This is a genomic window from Mitsuokella apri (assembly GCF_047974105.1).
Classification (GTDB): Bacteria; Bacillota; Negativicutes; order Selenomonadales; family Selenomonadaceae; genus Mitsuokella.
Genome location: NZ_JBHYRS010000007.1, coordinates 110,926 through 126,032, shown reverse-complemented (window position 1 = coordinate 126,032; position 15,107 = coordinate 110,926). Strand labels below are relative to the sequence as shown.

At 52.2% G+C, this 15,107-nt stretch carries 11 protein-coding genes, 1 tRNA gene and 1 other RNA gene; 1 reads left to right on the top strand and 12 read right to left on the bottom strand.

Annotated features, from left to right (window positions below; genetic code table 11):
* Positions 1 to 474: 474 nt before the first annotated feature.
* From ACE419_RS09835 to deoC, 11 genes are all read right to left on the bottom strand, one after another.
* Positions 475 to 717 carry a pro-sigmaK processing inhibitor BofA family protein gene (locus tag ACE419_RS09835; protein WP_432647249.1) on the bottom strand — a complete coding sequence of 81 codons (243 nt, stop codon included), beginning with the start codon at positions 715 to 717 and terminating at the stop codon, positions 475 to 477.
* The gene (gene recR / locus ACE419_RS09830; protein WP_435721872.1) at positions 717 to 1,313 is read right to left on the bottom strand and encodes a recombination mediator RecR; all 597 of its coding nucleotides are present in this window, start codon (positions 1,311 to 1,313) and stop codon (positions 717 to 719) included. The genes ACE419_RS09835 and recR overlap by 1 nt, the downstream gene beginning before the upstream one ends.
* A 1-nt stretch (position 1,314) precedes the next feature.
* On the bottom strand, positions 1,315 to 1,650 hold the full coding sequence (locus ACE419_RS09825; protein WP_432647247.1) for a YbaB/EbfC family nucleoid-associated protein: 336 nt from the start codon (positions 1,648 to 1,650) through the stop codon (positions 1,315 to 1,317).
* A gap of 127 nt (positions 1,651 to 1,777) precedes the next feature.
* Positions 1,778 to 3,742, bottom strand: a complete 1,965-nt coding sequence (dnaX, locus tag ACE419_RS09820) for a DNA polymerase III subunit gamma/tau (RefSeq protein WP_435721871.1) — start codon at positions 3,740 to 3,742, stop codon at positions 1,778 to 1,780.
* 81 nt (positions 3,743 to 3,823) lie between these two features.
* An RNA gene (gene ffs / locus ACE419_RS11645) (signal recognition particle sRNA small type) lies at positions 3,824 to 3,923 on the bottom strand.
* A 32-nt stretch (positions 3,924 to 3,955) separates the two neighbouring features.
* Positions 3,956 to 4,047 (bottom strand) — tRNA-Ser (locus ACE419_RS09815).
* Between the two features lie 188 nt (positions 4,048 to 4,235).
* A complete protein-coding gene (locus ACE419_RS09810) occupies positions 4,236 to 5,435 on the bottom strand; it encodes a NupC/NupG family nucleoside CNT transporter (RefSeq protein WP_435721870.1) in 1,200 nt (399 codons plus the stop codon).
* Between the two features lie 80 nt (positions 5,436 to 5,515).
* The gene (locus tag ACE419_RS09805; RefSeq protein ID WP_432647244.1) at positions 5,516 to 5,902 is read right to left on the bottom strand and encodes a cytidine deaminase; all 387 of its coding nucleotides are present in this window, start codon (positions 5,900 to 5,902) and stop codon (positions 5,516 to 5,518) included.
* Between the two features lie 18 nt (positions 5,903 to 5,920).
* On the bottom strand, positions 5,921 to 7,243 hold the full coding sequence (locus ACE419_RS09800) for a pyrimidine-nucleoside phosphorylase (protein ID WP_432647243.1): 1,323 nt from the start codon (positions 7,241 to 7,243) through the stop codon (positions 5,921 to 5,923).
* A gap of 78 nt (positions 7,244 to 7,321) precedes the next feature.
* Positions 7,322 to 8,500, bottom strand: coding sequence for a phosphopentomutase (locus ACE419_RS09795; RefSeq protein WP_435721869.1), 1,179 nt, complete (start codon positions 8,498 to 8,500; stop codon positions 7,322 to 7,324).
* A gap of 38 nt (positions 8,501 to 8,538) precedes the next feature.
* Complete coding sequence (gene deoC / locus ACE419_RS09790) at positions 8,539 to 9,192, bottom strand: deoxyribose-phosphate aldolase (RefSeq protein WP_435721868.1); 654 nt, start codon at positions 9,190 to 9,192, stop codon at positions 8,539 to 8,541.
* Between the two features lie 299 nt (positions 9,193 to 9,491).
* Between deoC and ACE419_RS09785 the strand changes: the two genes are divergently transcribed.
* A complete protein-coding gene (locus ACE419_RS09785; RefSeq protein WP_435721867.1) occupies positions 9,492 to 13,337 on the top strand; it encodes a bifunctional diguanylate cyclase/phosphodiesterase in 3,846 nt (1,281 codons plus the stop codon).
* Positions 13,338 to 13,409: 72 nt separating this feature from the next.
* On the opposite strand, the gene treC is transcribed toward ACE419_RS09785, so the two are convergent.
* Positions 13,410 to 15,041 (bottom strand): alpha,alpha-phosphotrehalase, encoded by a 1,632-nt coding sequence (gene treC, locus ACE419_RS09780; RefSeq protein WP_435721866.1) that lies wholly within the window; start codon positions 15,039 to 15,041, stop codon positions 13,410 to 13,412.
* Positions 15,042 to 15,107 lie beyond the last annotated feature (66 nt).

Below are 15,107 nucleotides of genomic sequence, written 5' to 3'. Positions count from 1 at the left end.
CGTCCTGAGCCAGGATCAAACTCTCCATAAAATATGAAGAACCTTGATTGGCTCTAAAAATCTTTTTTGGCCTGAACTTCAAATAAATGAAGCTCAGTAAAGAAATTGCCGATTGCTTATGTTCATAATCAATCGATGTTTTGATGCTTACGCATCGAATAACATCTGGCTTGAATCACAAATGATTCATGTTGCATTGTTTAGTTTTCAAAGAACAGCTTGGTCTTTCGAAGCACTCTCGCTTCAAGCGACTTTTATATCTTATCGCATCGAGCTCAGCTTGTCAAGAAGTTTTTTCTTCTTTTTTGAAGCTTTTTGGATTTCACAGGTTTTGCCACTCAAGGCTTTTTGTCTGTGTCTGCCGTATCTCTCAGCGACTTGTATTATGATACAGTATACAAAAGGGATTGTCAACAGCTTTTTCAAAAAAACTTGAAAAAACGTGGCAATCCCTTTTTCTGCACGAATGCGTGATTACAGATACGTATATAACAGTACGGCAATGACCCCCGGCACGCCGAAGAAGCCTGCCACCAGAGCACTCAGAAACGTAATCTGTACTTTGACCGCAAAGATTTTGACAAACCAAAGCAGGATGGCACCGACAATGCTGTTGGTGATGAGCTTCCAGATAAGGTGCAGCGGCAGGGATATGACTTTGCCGACAAGACACAGTACGACCAGTCCGACAGCAAAGGCTGTTATGAACTCAAACATCAGATTTCCCTCCGATTTTCCATGGCTTTTGAGAGTGTCACTTCGTCCGCATACTCCAGGTCGCCGCCAATCGGCAGGCCGTGAGCAATGCGCGTGACTTTGACTCCCAAGGGCTTTAAAAGTTTCGCTATGTACATAGCCGTAGCCTCGCCCTCGACATTGGGATTGGTCGCCATGATGACTTCCTTGACCGTATCGTCCTGCAGGCGTCCCAAAAGTTCCTTGATGCGGATATCCCCTGGGCCTATGCCTTCAAGCGGCGACAAGGCACCGTGCAGGACATGATAGACGCCATGATAATCGCGCATGCGTTCCATCGCCGCCACGTCCTGCGGCTGTTCCACGACGCAGATGACCGAGTGGTCGCGCTCTTCGGAAGCGCAGATTGCACAGGGGTTCTGGTCACTTAAGTTAAAACAGGTATTGCAGAATCCAATTTTTTCTTTCGCGTCGATGATAGCCGAGGCCAAAGACCTCGCCTGTGCAGGATCCATATCGAGTACGTGATAAGCAAGACGCACTGCCGTCTTTTGGCCAATGCCCGGCAGTGCGCGAAAGTGTTCAATCAGATTTGCTAAAGGTGCGATATACTGCATCTCAGAGAAGTCCCGGCGGCAGACCGAGTCCGCTCGTCAGCTTGCCCATTTCCGAAGCCATCATGTCATCGACTTTTTTCGTGGCCTCATTGAAAGCAGCCGAGATGAGGTCCTGCAGCATCTCGACATCCTCAGGGTCTACAGCAGCCGGATCAATCGTCAAAGCCTGTACCTGTTTCTCACCATTCATGACGATTTTCACAGCACCGCCGCCGGACGTGACTTCAACCGTCTTGCGTTTGAGCTCGTCCTGCATTTTCTTCATTTCGTTCTGCATTTTCTGGACTTTTTTCATCATGCCGGCCATATTGCCCATGTTGCCCATTCCACCAAACATGTATTACACCTCTCGTTCTCATGCATTTCTGCATGTACTTTGATTATTTCTTCTAGTTAAGACTATCAAATAATACGGATATCGTCAACTGCTTTATCCGGATTCATCTTTCATGATTGAGCCGATATCACTCATCCTCATCCATTGGCGGCGGTACATCATTATCGGATGGCAGCGGGGCATCCTGGTCTTCCGGCAGGGGGATTTCCCCGCCTTCATAAATATCGGGAATATCGGGTTCGGCCCCGCCTGCATTCTGCCCTCCCGGTACCGTTACAGTATCCGTGTTGTCAACATTGTCAACGCCGACGACATTGGCGCCGAAGACGTCAAAGGCCTTTTTGAGCGGGGCCTGTTCTTCAGGCGCCACTTTATTGAGCACTTTTTCCGGAGCGGCAGTCTTGATTTTTGGCTCTGCTGCCGGGCGAACGGACGGAGCTGCACTCTGCCGGGTCTGGCGGCGCGGACGCGGCGGGGCCTTCATCGGCGCATCTTCGCCCGTGCAGACAAGCCGTAATTCCCTGCCCGCTGCTGCCTGCAGGATTCGTTCGATAATTTTGCGGTAATTGCGCATGACAAGAGAAGCCATGAGGCTGCTCTGCATCTGGATATGGAATTGATGTGCAGACATCCCCGTAAACTGCGCATTCTGGAGACAGGCGACAATCGGGGCTTTATGTTCTTCACGCAGGGCTTGAAACAGTTTGTTCCAGACGGCAAGGCCGTCCTGGTCCACGGCAGCCGGTTCAGCCGCTGCCGCTGTGTCGTGATGGACAGGAGCAGGTTCCGGGGACGCTGGCGCGGGAGCCCCGCCGGCAGGCATTTTCTCAGAGGCCGCAGCCTGTGCCGGCCCATTTTGCGCGGGCAGCTGCGCTTTTCCGGAAGCCAGTGCTGCCGTGACTCTGGCGAGGGCAGCCTCCAGCTTCGCAATGCGCGCTTCATCAGCAGGAGCGTGGTATTCGCCTTTTGGAGCCGAAGCAGCCGGCTGCTCTGCCCCGCCCGCCGTCAAATCCTGACGGCAGAGAGCCATCAGTGCCACTTCAACCGTAATGCGCGGCTGCGGCGACCATTTCATCTCGTTCATGGCCTCATGCAGACGGCCAATCATACGGGGCAGTTCATCCGGCGCAAAAAGGCCGCTCTGTTTCTGTAATACATCCTGAGGCTCGGCATAGAGATCCATCGCTTCGACTGTGCCGGCCGCCTGAAAAATCATGAGGCTGCGCAGATGCAGGGAGAGTTCCGCAAGAATCTGCTTGAGGTCTTTGCCATCGCGCAAAAGCTCCGCAAGAATCTGCAGGGTGTCCTGTACATTGCGTCCAGCCAGCGCTTCTGTCATCTTATAAATCCAGTCATGGCCGACAAGACCGAGAATCTGGCGTACGCGCTCCGCCGTGATTTTTCCCTCGGCCAGAGCCGCGCACTGGTCGAGGATGGACAGGGCATCGCGCATGCCGCCATCGGCCTGAATGGCAATCATCGCGAGGGCCTCATCCTCGGCTTCCATCTTCATCTCATGCGTGATATAGCGAAGACGCCCTTCAATCTCTTCTACTGTAATACGCTTGAAATCGTAACGCTGACAGCGCGACTGAATCGTCGCAGGAACTTTATGAGCTTCCGTCGTCGCCAAGATAAAGACGACATGGGCCGGCGGCTCTTCCAAAGTCTTTAACAAGGCATTGAAGGCCTCTGTCGTCAGCATGTGGACTTCATCGATGATGTAGACTTTGTAGCGCCCGTCGACCGGCGCGAATTTTACCGTCTCGCGCAGATCGCGGATTTCGTCGATGCCGCGGTTCGAAGCCGCATCGATTTCAAAGACATCCATCGAAGAGCCATCCGTGATTTTGCGGCACTGCTCACACTTGCCGCAGGGCTCCGGCGTCGGGCCGTGCTCACAGTTCAGGGCCTTCGCGAGAATTTTTGCGGTACTCGTCTTGCCTGTGCCGCGCGGGCCGGCAAAAAGATACGCATGACCGATGCGGCCGCTCGTGATGGCATTGGCAAGTGTCCTGCTGATATGTTCCTGACCGACCAGATCCTTGAAGGTCTGCGGCCTCCATTTCCGATAAAGCGCAACATAGGCCATCGCGCTATTCCTCCTCTGCATCTCTATAGCAAAAAAGCAGCCCCGAAAGGCTGCCCTTCATCCTTTTCCACGTCGAACCGCAGTCCCCAGGCACCCTCGCGGCACATGGAATGATTCGCTTAACGCTGCTTCCTTCCGGACCTGACGTGGTTCGCGAGATTCCATTGCGCAAGACCCAAACACTGCGGCCCGACCTGAAAAAGGATATAAAAATGGCGGAGAGTGAGAGATTCGAACTCTCGATACAGGTTTCCCCGTATACACGCTTTCCAGGCGTGCTCCTTCAACCACTCGGACAACTCTCCACAATGCTCTACCAAAAAAGCTATTCAGTTTTGTTGCCCTGCCGCGTAATTGCCGCCTGCAACGATATATATCTTACCATTCCTTTTGCGCTCTGTCAACAGCTTTTTTATCTTTTTTATAAAAAAATCCCCGCAGAAAAATCTGCGGAGATTTTATGAGCAGGAAAAACTTACCAAATTTACCGGACTTACCAGATGAAAAGGCCGGCCAGACCTGCGGAGAGCAGGGAAACGAGAATGCCCGAAAGGAGCATGTACCCGACATTGCGGGAAATCAGGTCGTTCTTGTTCTCATCGACCAGGCCCTTGAAGCAGCCGATGATCATGCCGAGCGTCGAGAAATTCGCAAACGACGTGATGAAGACCGTCAGTACGCCCTGCATATGGCGGCTGTAATTGCTGAGGGTATCCTGCACGCTGAGCATGACGACGAATTCATTCGTGACGAGTTTCGTGCCCATGTACTGTGCCATGGCAAAAGCCTCCGTCGCATCGAGGCCGAGCAGCCAGGCGAACGGGAACATAATGCAGCCGAGAATATTCTCAAGCGTGAGGGCCGGATAAATCAGCACGAGCAGCATGTCGATGAGCTTGGCGAGGGCGACAAACGCGATGACGTTCGCGCAGATGATGAGCACCAGACGGCCGGCACCGAGAATCGAATTGCCAAGGAACGAGAAGAACGGCTCACGTGCCTTGCCGCCATCATTGACGCGGGCAACCGTATCCTCTTCTTCCGTAATCTTTACAGGGTGCAGGAGATTCGTGACAATCAGGGCATTGATGACGTTTAAGGGAACTGCCGTCAGGATGAACTCAGCCGGCATCATCTTCGTGTAAACACCGATCAGGGCAGCCGTAACGCAGCTCATGGACATCATGGCGAGTGTCAAGCAGCGGTCGGCCTTCATGCGCTTGAGCTGCAGGCTTGAAACAGCCAGAGCTTCCGTGTTGCCGAGAAACATCATTTCAATCGCGAAGAACGATTCAAATTTCGGCTCATGCGTGATAAAGGCCAGTGCCTTGCCGATCCATTTGATGATGAACGGCAAAAAACCGATATACGTCAGGATGTCGAAAAGCGGCACGACGAGGAGAATTGGCAGCAGAGCCGACGTAAAGAAGTTCATCTGCGGTACGTGGACCCAGTCCGGGAAGGCAAATGCGATGCCTTCATAAGCGACGCTGACGAGCCAGGTAAAACCGGCAGCTGCCGCCTGCACGATGTCACGCCCGATCGGGAATGACGTCAAAAACCACGCGATGAATACGTTGAGCGCGAGCAGAGAGCCTACGCCGCGCCAGTGAATGTCTTTGCGCTTCTTGGAGAAGAGCACACCGACGGCCAGAAAAATCAGCACGCCGAGAAGATTAATCACGAAATACATAGATTTGCTCCTATCTTTTTGGATTGCGATATGCCTCGGTCAGATAAAAGAGGACATCTGACCACTTTTTCAATTATATATCAGAGGTCACTCTCCGTAAAGGCAAAAGGCAGAATTTCCTCAAGCGATACGGTCTTAAAATTCCCTTTGAGATTGGCCATGATGATTTTGGGAATGCGAAATTCGCTGATAGCCTGACGGCACATGCCGCAGGGAGAGCACGGGCCTTCAGTATCCCCGACGATGGCAATTGCCTCAAAATCGCGGTGGCCCTCCGATACGGCTTTAAAGATGGCTGTGCGCTCCGCGCAGTTCGTGACGGGATAGCTGGCATTTTCGATATTGCAGCCGCCAAAGACTTCCCCGCTTTTCGTCAGGACAGCTGCACCGACCTTGAATTTCGAATACGGTGCATAGGCATTTTCGCGGTATTTCTTCGCCACATCGATGAGTTCTTCGTCTTTCATGATGCAATCTCCCCTGTCTCAGTACTTCTCGACCTTATCTTTTTCCACGCGTGCGTAAACAAGCGGTTCTTTCGGCGGCTGCGTGTCGCCAATCGCAATGGCTTCGCGGTACATCTTCTCGGCATCTGCCAAAGCATTTTCCTTGGACGTATAAAGCGTCACGAGGCTGTCGCCCTTCTTGACGGCATCGCCGTATTTCTTGTGAAGGATCAGGCCTGCCGCAAAATCAATCGGACTTTCCTTCGTCTCGCGGCCAGCGCCGAGCACGACCGACGTCTCGCCGATTTCTTCGGCATTCATCTTTGTGATAAAGCCGTCGCGCTCCGCCTTGATGTCGGCACGGTACGGGGCCTGCTTGAATTTCGTGTAGTCGCGCAGGACGCTGTCGTCGCCGCCCTGAGCGCGGACCATCGTGCAGAAGGTCTCAAATGCACTGCCGTCTTTGATGGCATTTTCCGCCATGGCGCGGCACTTTTCAGGCGTTCCCTTGCCGACGAGATAGAGCATGTTGGCCGCGAGCTGCAGCGAAACTTCCGTGAGGTCGGCAGGGCCATGGCCCTTGAGCACGTCCATTGACTCCATGACTTCGATGCTGTTGCCGATGCCGTAGCCGAGCGGCGTGTCCATATCCGTAATCAGCGCGACCGTGCGGCGGCCTGCGAGCTCACCGATGGCGACCATCGTCTGCGCGAGTTTGATGGAATCGTCAAGCGTCTTCATGAAGGCGCCGCTGCCCGTCTTGACATCTAAGAGGATGCAGTCGGAGCCGGCCGCGAGCTTCTTGCTCATGATGGAGGAAGCAATCAGCGGGATGCTGTCGACCGTAGCCGTTACATCGCGCAGGGCGTAGAGCTTTTTGTCAGCCGGGGCGAGGTTGCCCGACTGGCCGATGACGCTGACGCCGCATTTGTTGACGGTATCGAAGAATTTCTCGCGCGAAAGGGCCGTCTGATACCCCGGAATCGACTCGAGCTTATCGACCGTGCCGCCCGTATGGCCGAGGCCGCGGCCGCTCATCTTCGCGACCTTGCCGCCGCAGGCTGCGACGATTGGCGCGCAGATCAGCGTGGTCTTGTCGCCGACGCCGCCCGTCGAATGCTTGTCGACTTTCTTGCCGGCAATGGCCGAAAGGTCGATCATATCACCGGATTTGGCCATGACTTTCGTGAGTTCCGTGATTTCGTGGTCCGTCATGCCCTGAAACCAGATGGCCATGAGCATCGCCGACATCTGGTAGTCGGGGATATCCCCCTTGACGTAGCCATTGATCATATACTCGATTTCTGCATCCGTCAGAACTTTCCCATGTTTCTTTTTCGTAATCAAGTCGTACATGCGCATAATAATATTCCCCTCATTTAAAGTATTCTGTCAAATTTTGCTATAACGCTTTTCCCCGCGCAGGGGAAAAGCAGAAAATTATTTTATGATTCTCGGCAGCAGGCTCTCGCCCTTCGTCTTGAGATCGGCGTCAAAGATATCCGAAATCGTCGCGCCAATCATGGCAAACGTCGGATACGTACCGAGATTCAGGCCAGCCTTGACGTGCTTGCCGTACATCAGGAGCGGCACATACTCGCGCGTATGGTCCGTACCCGGTGCGCCCGGATCGCAGCCATGGTCGGCCGTGATCATGAGGATATCGTCATCCTTCATCTTAGCCATAAATTCACCGAGCTGACGGTCAAAGACTGTCGCGGCCTTGGCGTAGCCGTCAATATTGCGGCGGTGGCCGTACGTCATATCAAAGTCGACGAGATTGACAAAGCAGAGGCCCGTGAAATCCTCATCCATGACCTTGAGGGTCTTTTCCATGCCGTCTTCGTTATTTTTATTGATGCCGAGCGTGCGGCTGATACTGCGGCCGGCGAAGATATCCGAGATTTTGCCGACGCCGATGGTCGCAAGGCCCTTGCGAGAGAGAGCATCCATCATCGTGTCCCCGGTCGGATCGAGGGAAAAATCGTGGCGGCGCGGCGTGCGCGTGTAGTTCGGGTATTCGCCGACGTACGGACGCGCGATGATGCGGCCCACGCCGTGCTCGCCCTGCATGATTTTGCGGGCCATACGGCAGTATTCGTAGAGCTGTTCTACCGGCACATCATCTTCATGAGCGGCGATCTGCAAAACACTGTCGGCCGACGTATAGACGATGAGTCCGCCCGTCTCTTTCTGCTCGCGGCCATAATCGTGGATGACCTGCGTGCCGGAATACGGCTTATTGCAGAGGACCTTGCGGCCAAAAGCTTTTTCGAGCTTCTCAATGACATCGGGCGGGAAGCCGTTTGGATACGTCGGCATCGGACGCTCCGAGATGATGCCGGCAATTTCCCAATGACCCGTTGTCGTATCCTTGCCGCGCGAAAGTTCACGCAGGCGCGCAAACGCACCGATGGGCTGAGCCTCCGGGGTGCCGCAGCCTACCCCATCGATATTAAACAGGCCGATTTTTTTCATATTCGGCGTGTCGTATTCCTTCGAGCCGACAATCGAGCGCAGCGTGTTGCAGTCGCCATCGCCGAAATCCGCGGCATCCGGCTCCGCACCGATGCCATAACTGTCGAGTACAATGATAAAAGCACGTTTAAAGGCATTCATGTTTGTTACTTCCTTTCTATATAATAGAAGGCAATCGCTTAAAGTTCGTCCTTCAGGACTTTTACCGCAGCACTGGCCCCAAGGCGCGTGCAGCCGGCAGCGAGGAACGCTTCCATCTCTTCGCGCGTATGGATCCCGCCCGCAGCCTTCATCTGCACATCCGGTCCAATGTGCTTCTTAAATAATTCGATATCCGAAAGCTTCGCTCCTGCCGAACCAAAGCCCGTCGACGTCTTGATGAAATCGGCGCCGCCTTCCGTGACACACTGGCATGCGGCAATCTTTTCTTCTTCGGTCAGGAAGCAGGTCTCGACGATGACCTTCAGAACACGTTCGCCGCAGAGTTTCTTGAGGGCGCGGATTTCATCCGTCACATAGTTCGTCTCGCCCGCCTTGAGCATGCCGATGTTGATGACCATATCGATTTCTTCGGCCCCATCGGCCAGAGCCTGTGCCGTCTCGGCAATCTTGGCCGCCGTATTGCAATTGCCATTTGGGAAGCCGACCACCGTGGCGACTTTCAGCTGTTTTCCGTATTTCGCGACGATGCGCGGCACAAAAGAAGACGGGACCATGACCGTGGCCGTATGGTATTTGACGGCCTCGTCGCAGATGCGCTGGATGTCATGCCAGGTTGCCGTCTGCTTCAAAAGGGTGTGGTCTACATGGGACAGAATTTCTGTTGCCTTCATCAAAATTCCTCCTCTGGAATCATTTTTCTAAGTGGATTACACAAAAATCGGATATCTGTTCTCGCATTTGGCAATCGTCAGATTCTTTAAATTTGACTATCGCTTTTTCTTGTTTCTATTGTAATCAATAACAAACGAAAAGAAAAGGACATCTGTCTCAAATTCTGATGCCCGCGCAAGTTTTTTACATTTTAAGCAGGAAGTCGAACAAGAATACACATAACAAAACGTTTTGAAAAATGATATAATAGCTACAGCATATAGTGGATACCTGTTTTCGGGGAAGGGGTACACACATCGTGGATATCAACATAAAAGAATACATTCGACTTAATTTTGAACGAGCTTTGCACGACGGACACATTTCAATTTGTTATGAGCCTGTCGTGCGTGCCCTGACGGGCAAAGTTTGTTCCTTAGAAGCATTGGCTCGCTGGGATGATCCCATTCATGGCAAAATCCCGCCGAATATTTTCGTGCCGGTCCTGGAAGAGGAGCACAAGATTCACCTGCTCGACCATTTCATCATGAAGAAGGCCGCCATCGACCAATACCATCATTTGCAGCGGAAGTTTATCCAGCCGCCGGTCATCCTGAATCTGTCGCGCTGCGATTTTGCGCTGATGGACCCGTGCAAAGAGCTGGCTGAATTGACTGAAAAATACCATTTGCCACACGCAAATTTTCAGATTGAGATAACCGAAACGGCTTTTACGCAGCATGAAGAAGTTCTGGCTGATGCAATCCGCCGCTTCCGTTCGCAGGGTCACCCCATCATTCTGGACAATTTTGGCTACGGCTATTCGTCACTGGCGGCCCTGCAGCGTTACGCCATTGATGAAATCAGTCTGGACCGCGTTTTTTTTCATCAATTCCATGAAGATACGCGCAAAATCCTGACTTCCATTGTACTCATGGCCAAAAATCTCGGCATCCATGTGGCAGCGGAAGGTGTACAGACTCTGCATCAATGTCAGTTTCTCCGCAATATTGGCTGCGAGAAGGTGCATGGTGCCGTCTGCCAGAATTTCTTACACACGAACGGGGATATCGTCGAACAACTGCAGGAAGAACTTCTCATTGAATCGCCGGTCGAAGGACAGATCTTTAAGCAGGCCGGCCTCACGAATCTCATCACGGACACCCCCGTGGCCATTCTTTTGGACACCGGCGCAGATTTTTCCCTGCTCGCGGCGAATGAAGCATATCAAAAAGAACTGCGCGCAGCCGGCCTGAACAGTCAAAAAGAAGCAAACCGCGTCATCGAGTTTCTGCCCCCAATCATACAGGACAGGATACGCGCACTTGCCAATCAGGCCATCCGCTCACACAAACAGGAGGAAATCACCTGCATCGGCGAAGGCCAGTATTTTCATTTTCATCTCAAGACGCTGGCTGGCACCAACGGCCTTTATCTGCAGCGGGCAGAGCTCCGCCACCTGATGGCTGAAAACGAGGTCCAGGACAATTCTTCTCACTATGACCATATTGTCCGCAACCTGCTGCACATTTATCCCGACATTTATCTAATGGACCTGGAACGCAACCGCATCGACATCATCGAAGCGACGGTTGGCCATTATAAAGCCGGTGAACACCTGCACGGCATTATGAAATCCTTTTTGGCCTATGCCTCCTATCACATCCATCCGTCCGACCGCCAGAGATTTCTGCACTTCATTCGCGATATTGGGCAGCAGATGCCAACCAGCCGGTTTCAGCCGCATACGGAGTCGGGGCTGTTCCGCGTCAAGCAGGCCAATAGCAGTTACCGCTGGCAAACCTTTGAAGTGGTGTTTTTCCAACAAAAAAATCATCCCTGCCGGCTCATCTGTCTGCACGACTTCATTTTTGAGAATCAACCGGAAAAAGAACAGCTGCTGCGCACGATCATGGCTTCTTACGGCTATACCAGTCTGCCGGAAAATACCGGCGAAAACAACATCAGCGATGAACAGCTCTGGCATTCCCTCATGCATTTTTCCCATCGGAAATTATTTTGGAAGGACATGCAGGGACGTTTTGTCGGCGCCAGTCCTGCTTTTCTGCGCTTTTACGGGCTCGAAAGCATCAACGACCTCATCGGCAAGACCGATGATGATATCGGCTGGCATATTTCCAATGCCCAAATGGACCGGCACGAGGAAACCGTATTGAAGCAGGGCCTTCCCATCCATGATGGGCACGGTCACTGTATCACACACGGACGCCAGCATACCATTTCCTTTTCCAAGTATCCGATTTACAGCGGTCTCAACATCGTCGGCCTGCTCGGCGAATTCCGCGACCTTGAAGAACAGGAAAAACAGCAGGCCCTGCAGCGCAGGCTTTACCTCGTCGATGAAGAGACAAATTTCTACAATTACCGCGGCATGATCCTTGCGAGCGTTGAATTCGCCGACAATCTGCGCCTGCACGGCGAAGATTATGTCGGCGCCATGCTCATCATCCCGGAATTCGACAGGATTGCCAAGACATACGGTCCGCACATTCAAAAACGCCTGCTTCTCTATCTCCGCGATACCATACGCCGCGAAATGAAAAAAAATCTCGTTGCAGCACATACGGGCAGCGGTATCTTTGTCCTGTTCCAAAAACATATGAGCATTGGCGAAATGCGCGAACGTTTAAAAGAAATCGAAAAGACCATGCATACAACGACGGAAATCGACGGTTACGCCTGCACGCTGTCATGTCATTATGCCTTAGAACAGGGCACTGAGGCGCGCACATCGGATGAGTTTCTGAAGATCCTCTCCGAACGCTGTCTCGGCAATCTGCCGGCCTTCGGCATCACGGGGCATCATGGGGATTCCATCTCCTTTGAGCTGGAAAAATTCGACCATCTCAACCGTCTAATCTATATCACGGATCCTCTTACCTATGAACTCGTCTATGTCAATCCTTATCTGCTCAGCCGTTTCCACCTGCCGGAAAGTTTCCAGTATGCCGGCAAGAAATGTTATGAACTCATTGCCGGCAGTCAAGAGCCCTGTCAGAACTGTCCGAGGAAACGTTTGACACATGACCGTTTTTCCTTCCGCAAACTGCATCTTCCCTGGACGGGCTCTGACTATTGGTGCTGGAACACCCTGATCACCTGGAATGGCGATGACTATATCTTTTCCGACAGCATTGATGTCAAGCATCTGACAAATGCCTTTTCGTCACCAGAGAATATCAATGTACTGGATGCGTCCATCCATGATATTGTCACACTTTCCATTCAGGAAGAAGATCCAGCAAGAGGCATCATGAAGATGCTTGACAAGATTGGCCGGTCGCTTGCAGCAGGTCATGTGCTCCTCATGGAGGAGGAACCCGATGGCTTCCATCTGAGCTGTTCCTACGAATGGCACAGCAAAGATGCAGCGCTTCTCCAGACTTCACTGCGCCATTTGCCAATTCTCGATGTCAAACCATTATACGATGCCTTCGCTCAGGACTCCATCCTGCTCGTCGAAGATATCTCTCATTATGAACAAAAACATCCCGATCTTCTTTTCCATGTCAGCGGTCTCAAGCGCTTTGCTGCCGGTCATGTCGTCATCGGCGACCACTCCGTCGGGTATATCGCTATCCTCAACCCGGAAAAAGAAAAATTCCCAGTCGTGGCACCTTTCCTCAAAGCTGCAATGCATGTCTGCTCCATATTGCTGCGCAACCGCAACAATATTTCGTATCTGCAGGAACTCAGCACCGTTGACCAGCTGACGGGCATTGGCAACCGCCGTGCGCTGAACGATTACCTGAAAAACAAGATTCAAAACGGCGTTTCCTATGCCATCATCTTCACCGATATCAACGGCCTCAAAAAGACAAACGATACCTACGGGCATGAACGCGGCGATCTGCTCATCCAGACCGTTTCCTTCGTCCTGACGGAAATCATGGGCCGTGACAAAGTATTCCGTCTCGGCGGCGATGAATTTCTGTCCATCACGCCCTGTGAAAATGCCATCGGTGCCGGCAATCTCCTGCAGCGCATTGAGGTAAACCTCAAGGGCCACAGGGCCAGCGCCGCCCTCGGCTATGTCATCGAGACAGCGCCTTTCGGCAACATCGATGACCTCATCCGCAAAGCCGATGCCAACATGTACCACGATAAACAGGCCAAACACCTGACACGGGAAGACCTCATGTGATACCGTGTACAAAAATCAGCCTTTCCCCCAAAAAGGAAAGGCTGATTTTTTAATCGTTATGCTGTTATTTTATTATTTTTTCAAGACAACGACTTCATACGGACGAAGATTTGCCCTGCATTCCGGGTAATTGCCCAAAAGTTTCTGCCAGCCATTTTTCTCATACGTCAGCGGCGATTCCTGCAAATCTGCTTCCTGCGGGCGGAAATTGCAGAAGACCAGCAGCCGCTCTTCGCCAAGCTGCCGCTCATAGGCGAGCACATCGTCGTTTTCACGCTCAAGGAAATGAATGGTGCCTTCGGCAATCAGCGGCATTTCTTTGCGCAGACGGATGAGCTCTTTATAGAAGGAAAGAATCGAGTTTCCATCTGCACTCTCCTGCTCAGCATTGATGGTTTCATGATTCTTGTTGAGACCCAGCCACGGCGTACCTGTCGTAAAACCGGCCTTTTCGCCGGCTGTCCACTGCATCGGTGTACGGCTGTTGTCGCGCGAGCACGCTGTGATGATTTTCATCGTTTCTTCTTCCGATTTGCCGTTCTTCCTCAGGATATCATGGTAGTTGATGCTTTCGACATCGCGGTATGCACGGATGTCAGTAAAATCCGCATTCGTCATGCCGATTTCCTCCCCCTGATAAATGTACGGCGTGCCGCGCATAAGATGAATGGCCGCTGCAAGCATTTTCGCAGACTCGCGCCAGTATTTCCCTGTATCGCCGAAGCGCGAGACAATGCGGGGCTGGTCGTGGTTGCACCAGAAAACGGCATTCCAGCCATTGCCCTCTTCCATGCCCTCCTGCCACTTGGCAAAGATTTCTTTCAAGGCATGCATATCAGGAGCCATCAAAGACCATTTATCCCCGTTCTTATAGTCGACCTTGAGATGATGGAAACTGAACGTCATGGAAAGTTCGTGTTCCTTCGGATTCGAATAACGGATGCAGTTGTCAATCGTCGTCGAGCTCATCTCACCGACCGTGATCATGCCGTCAATACCGCTGTCATGCACAATTTCCTTGAGGAATTCATGTACACGCGGACCATCCGTATAAAAACGGCGGCCATCGCCCTCAAAATCATCGCGGTATTCGCCTTTGGAAATCAGATTGACTACATCGAAGCGAAAGCCCTTGATGCCTTTTTCCTTCCAGAAGCGCAGGATGTCCTTGAGTTCCGCGCGGACTTCCGGATTTTCCCAGTTCAGGTCAGCCTGTGTGACATCAAAGAGATGCAGATACCATTTCTTGAGTTTTGGCACATACTCCCAGGCGGGGCCGCCAAATTTGGACTGCCAGTTCGTCGGCGGCGTCTCCGGCGCGCCGTCACGGAAGATATAATAGTTCATATATTTTTCGTCACCGGACAAGGCCTTCTGGAACCAGTCGTGTGCCGTCGAGGTATGGTTAAACACCATATCAAACATCAGGCCGATTCCTCTCTTGTCCGCTTCCGCAATGAGCGTATCGAGATCCGCCATCGTGCCAAAACGCGGGTCTACGGTGCGGTAATCCGCCACATCATAGCCGTTGTCACGCTGCGGTGAAGGAAAAATCGGCGTGAGCCAGAGATAATCGACACCGAGGTCTGCAAGATAATCGAGGCGTGCCGTAATTCCCTTTAAATCCCCCCAGCCATCGCCATTTGTGTCCTGAAACGACTTCGGATAAATCTGATAGACGACTTTATCGTGAAAGCTTGTCATAGCGCTGCCTCTTTCTTACAAAATAACATTTCTTATACTTCAGTTATAACATGCTTGTTTAAACAA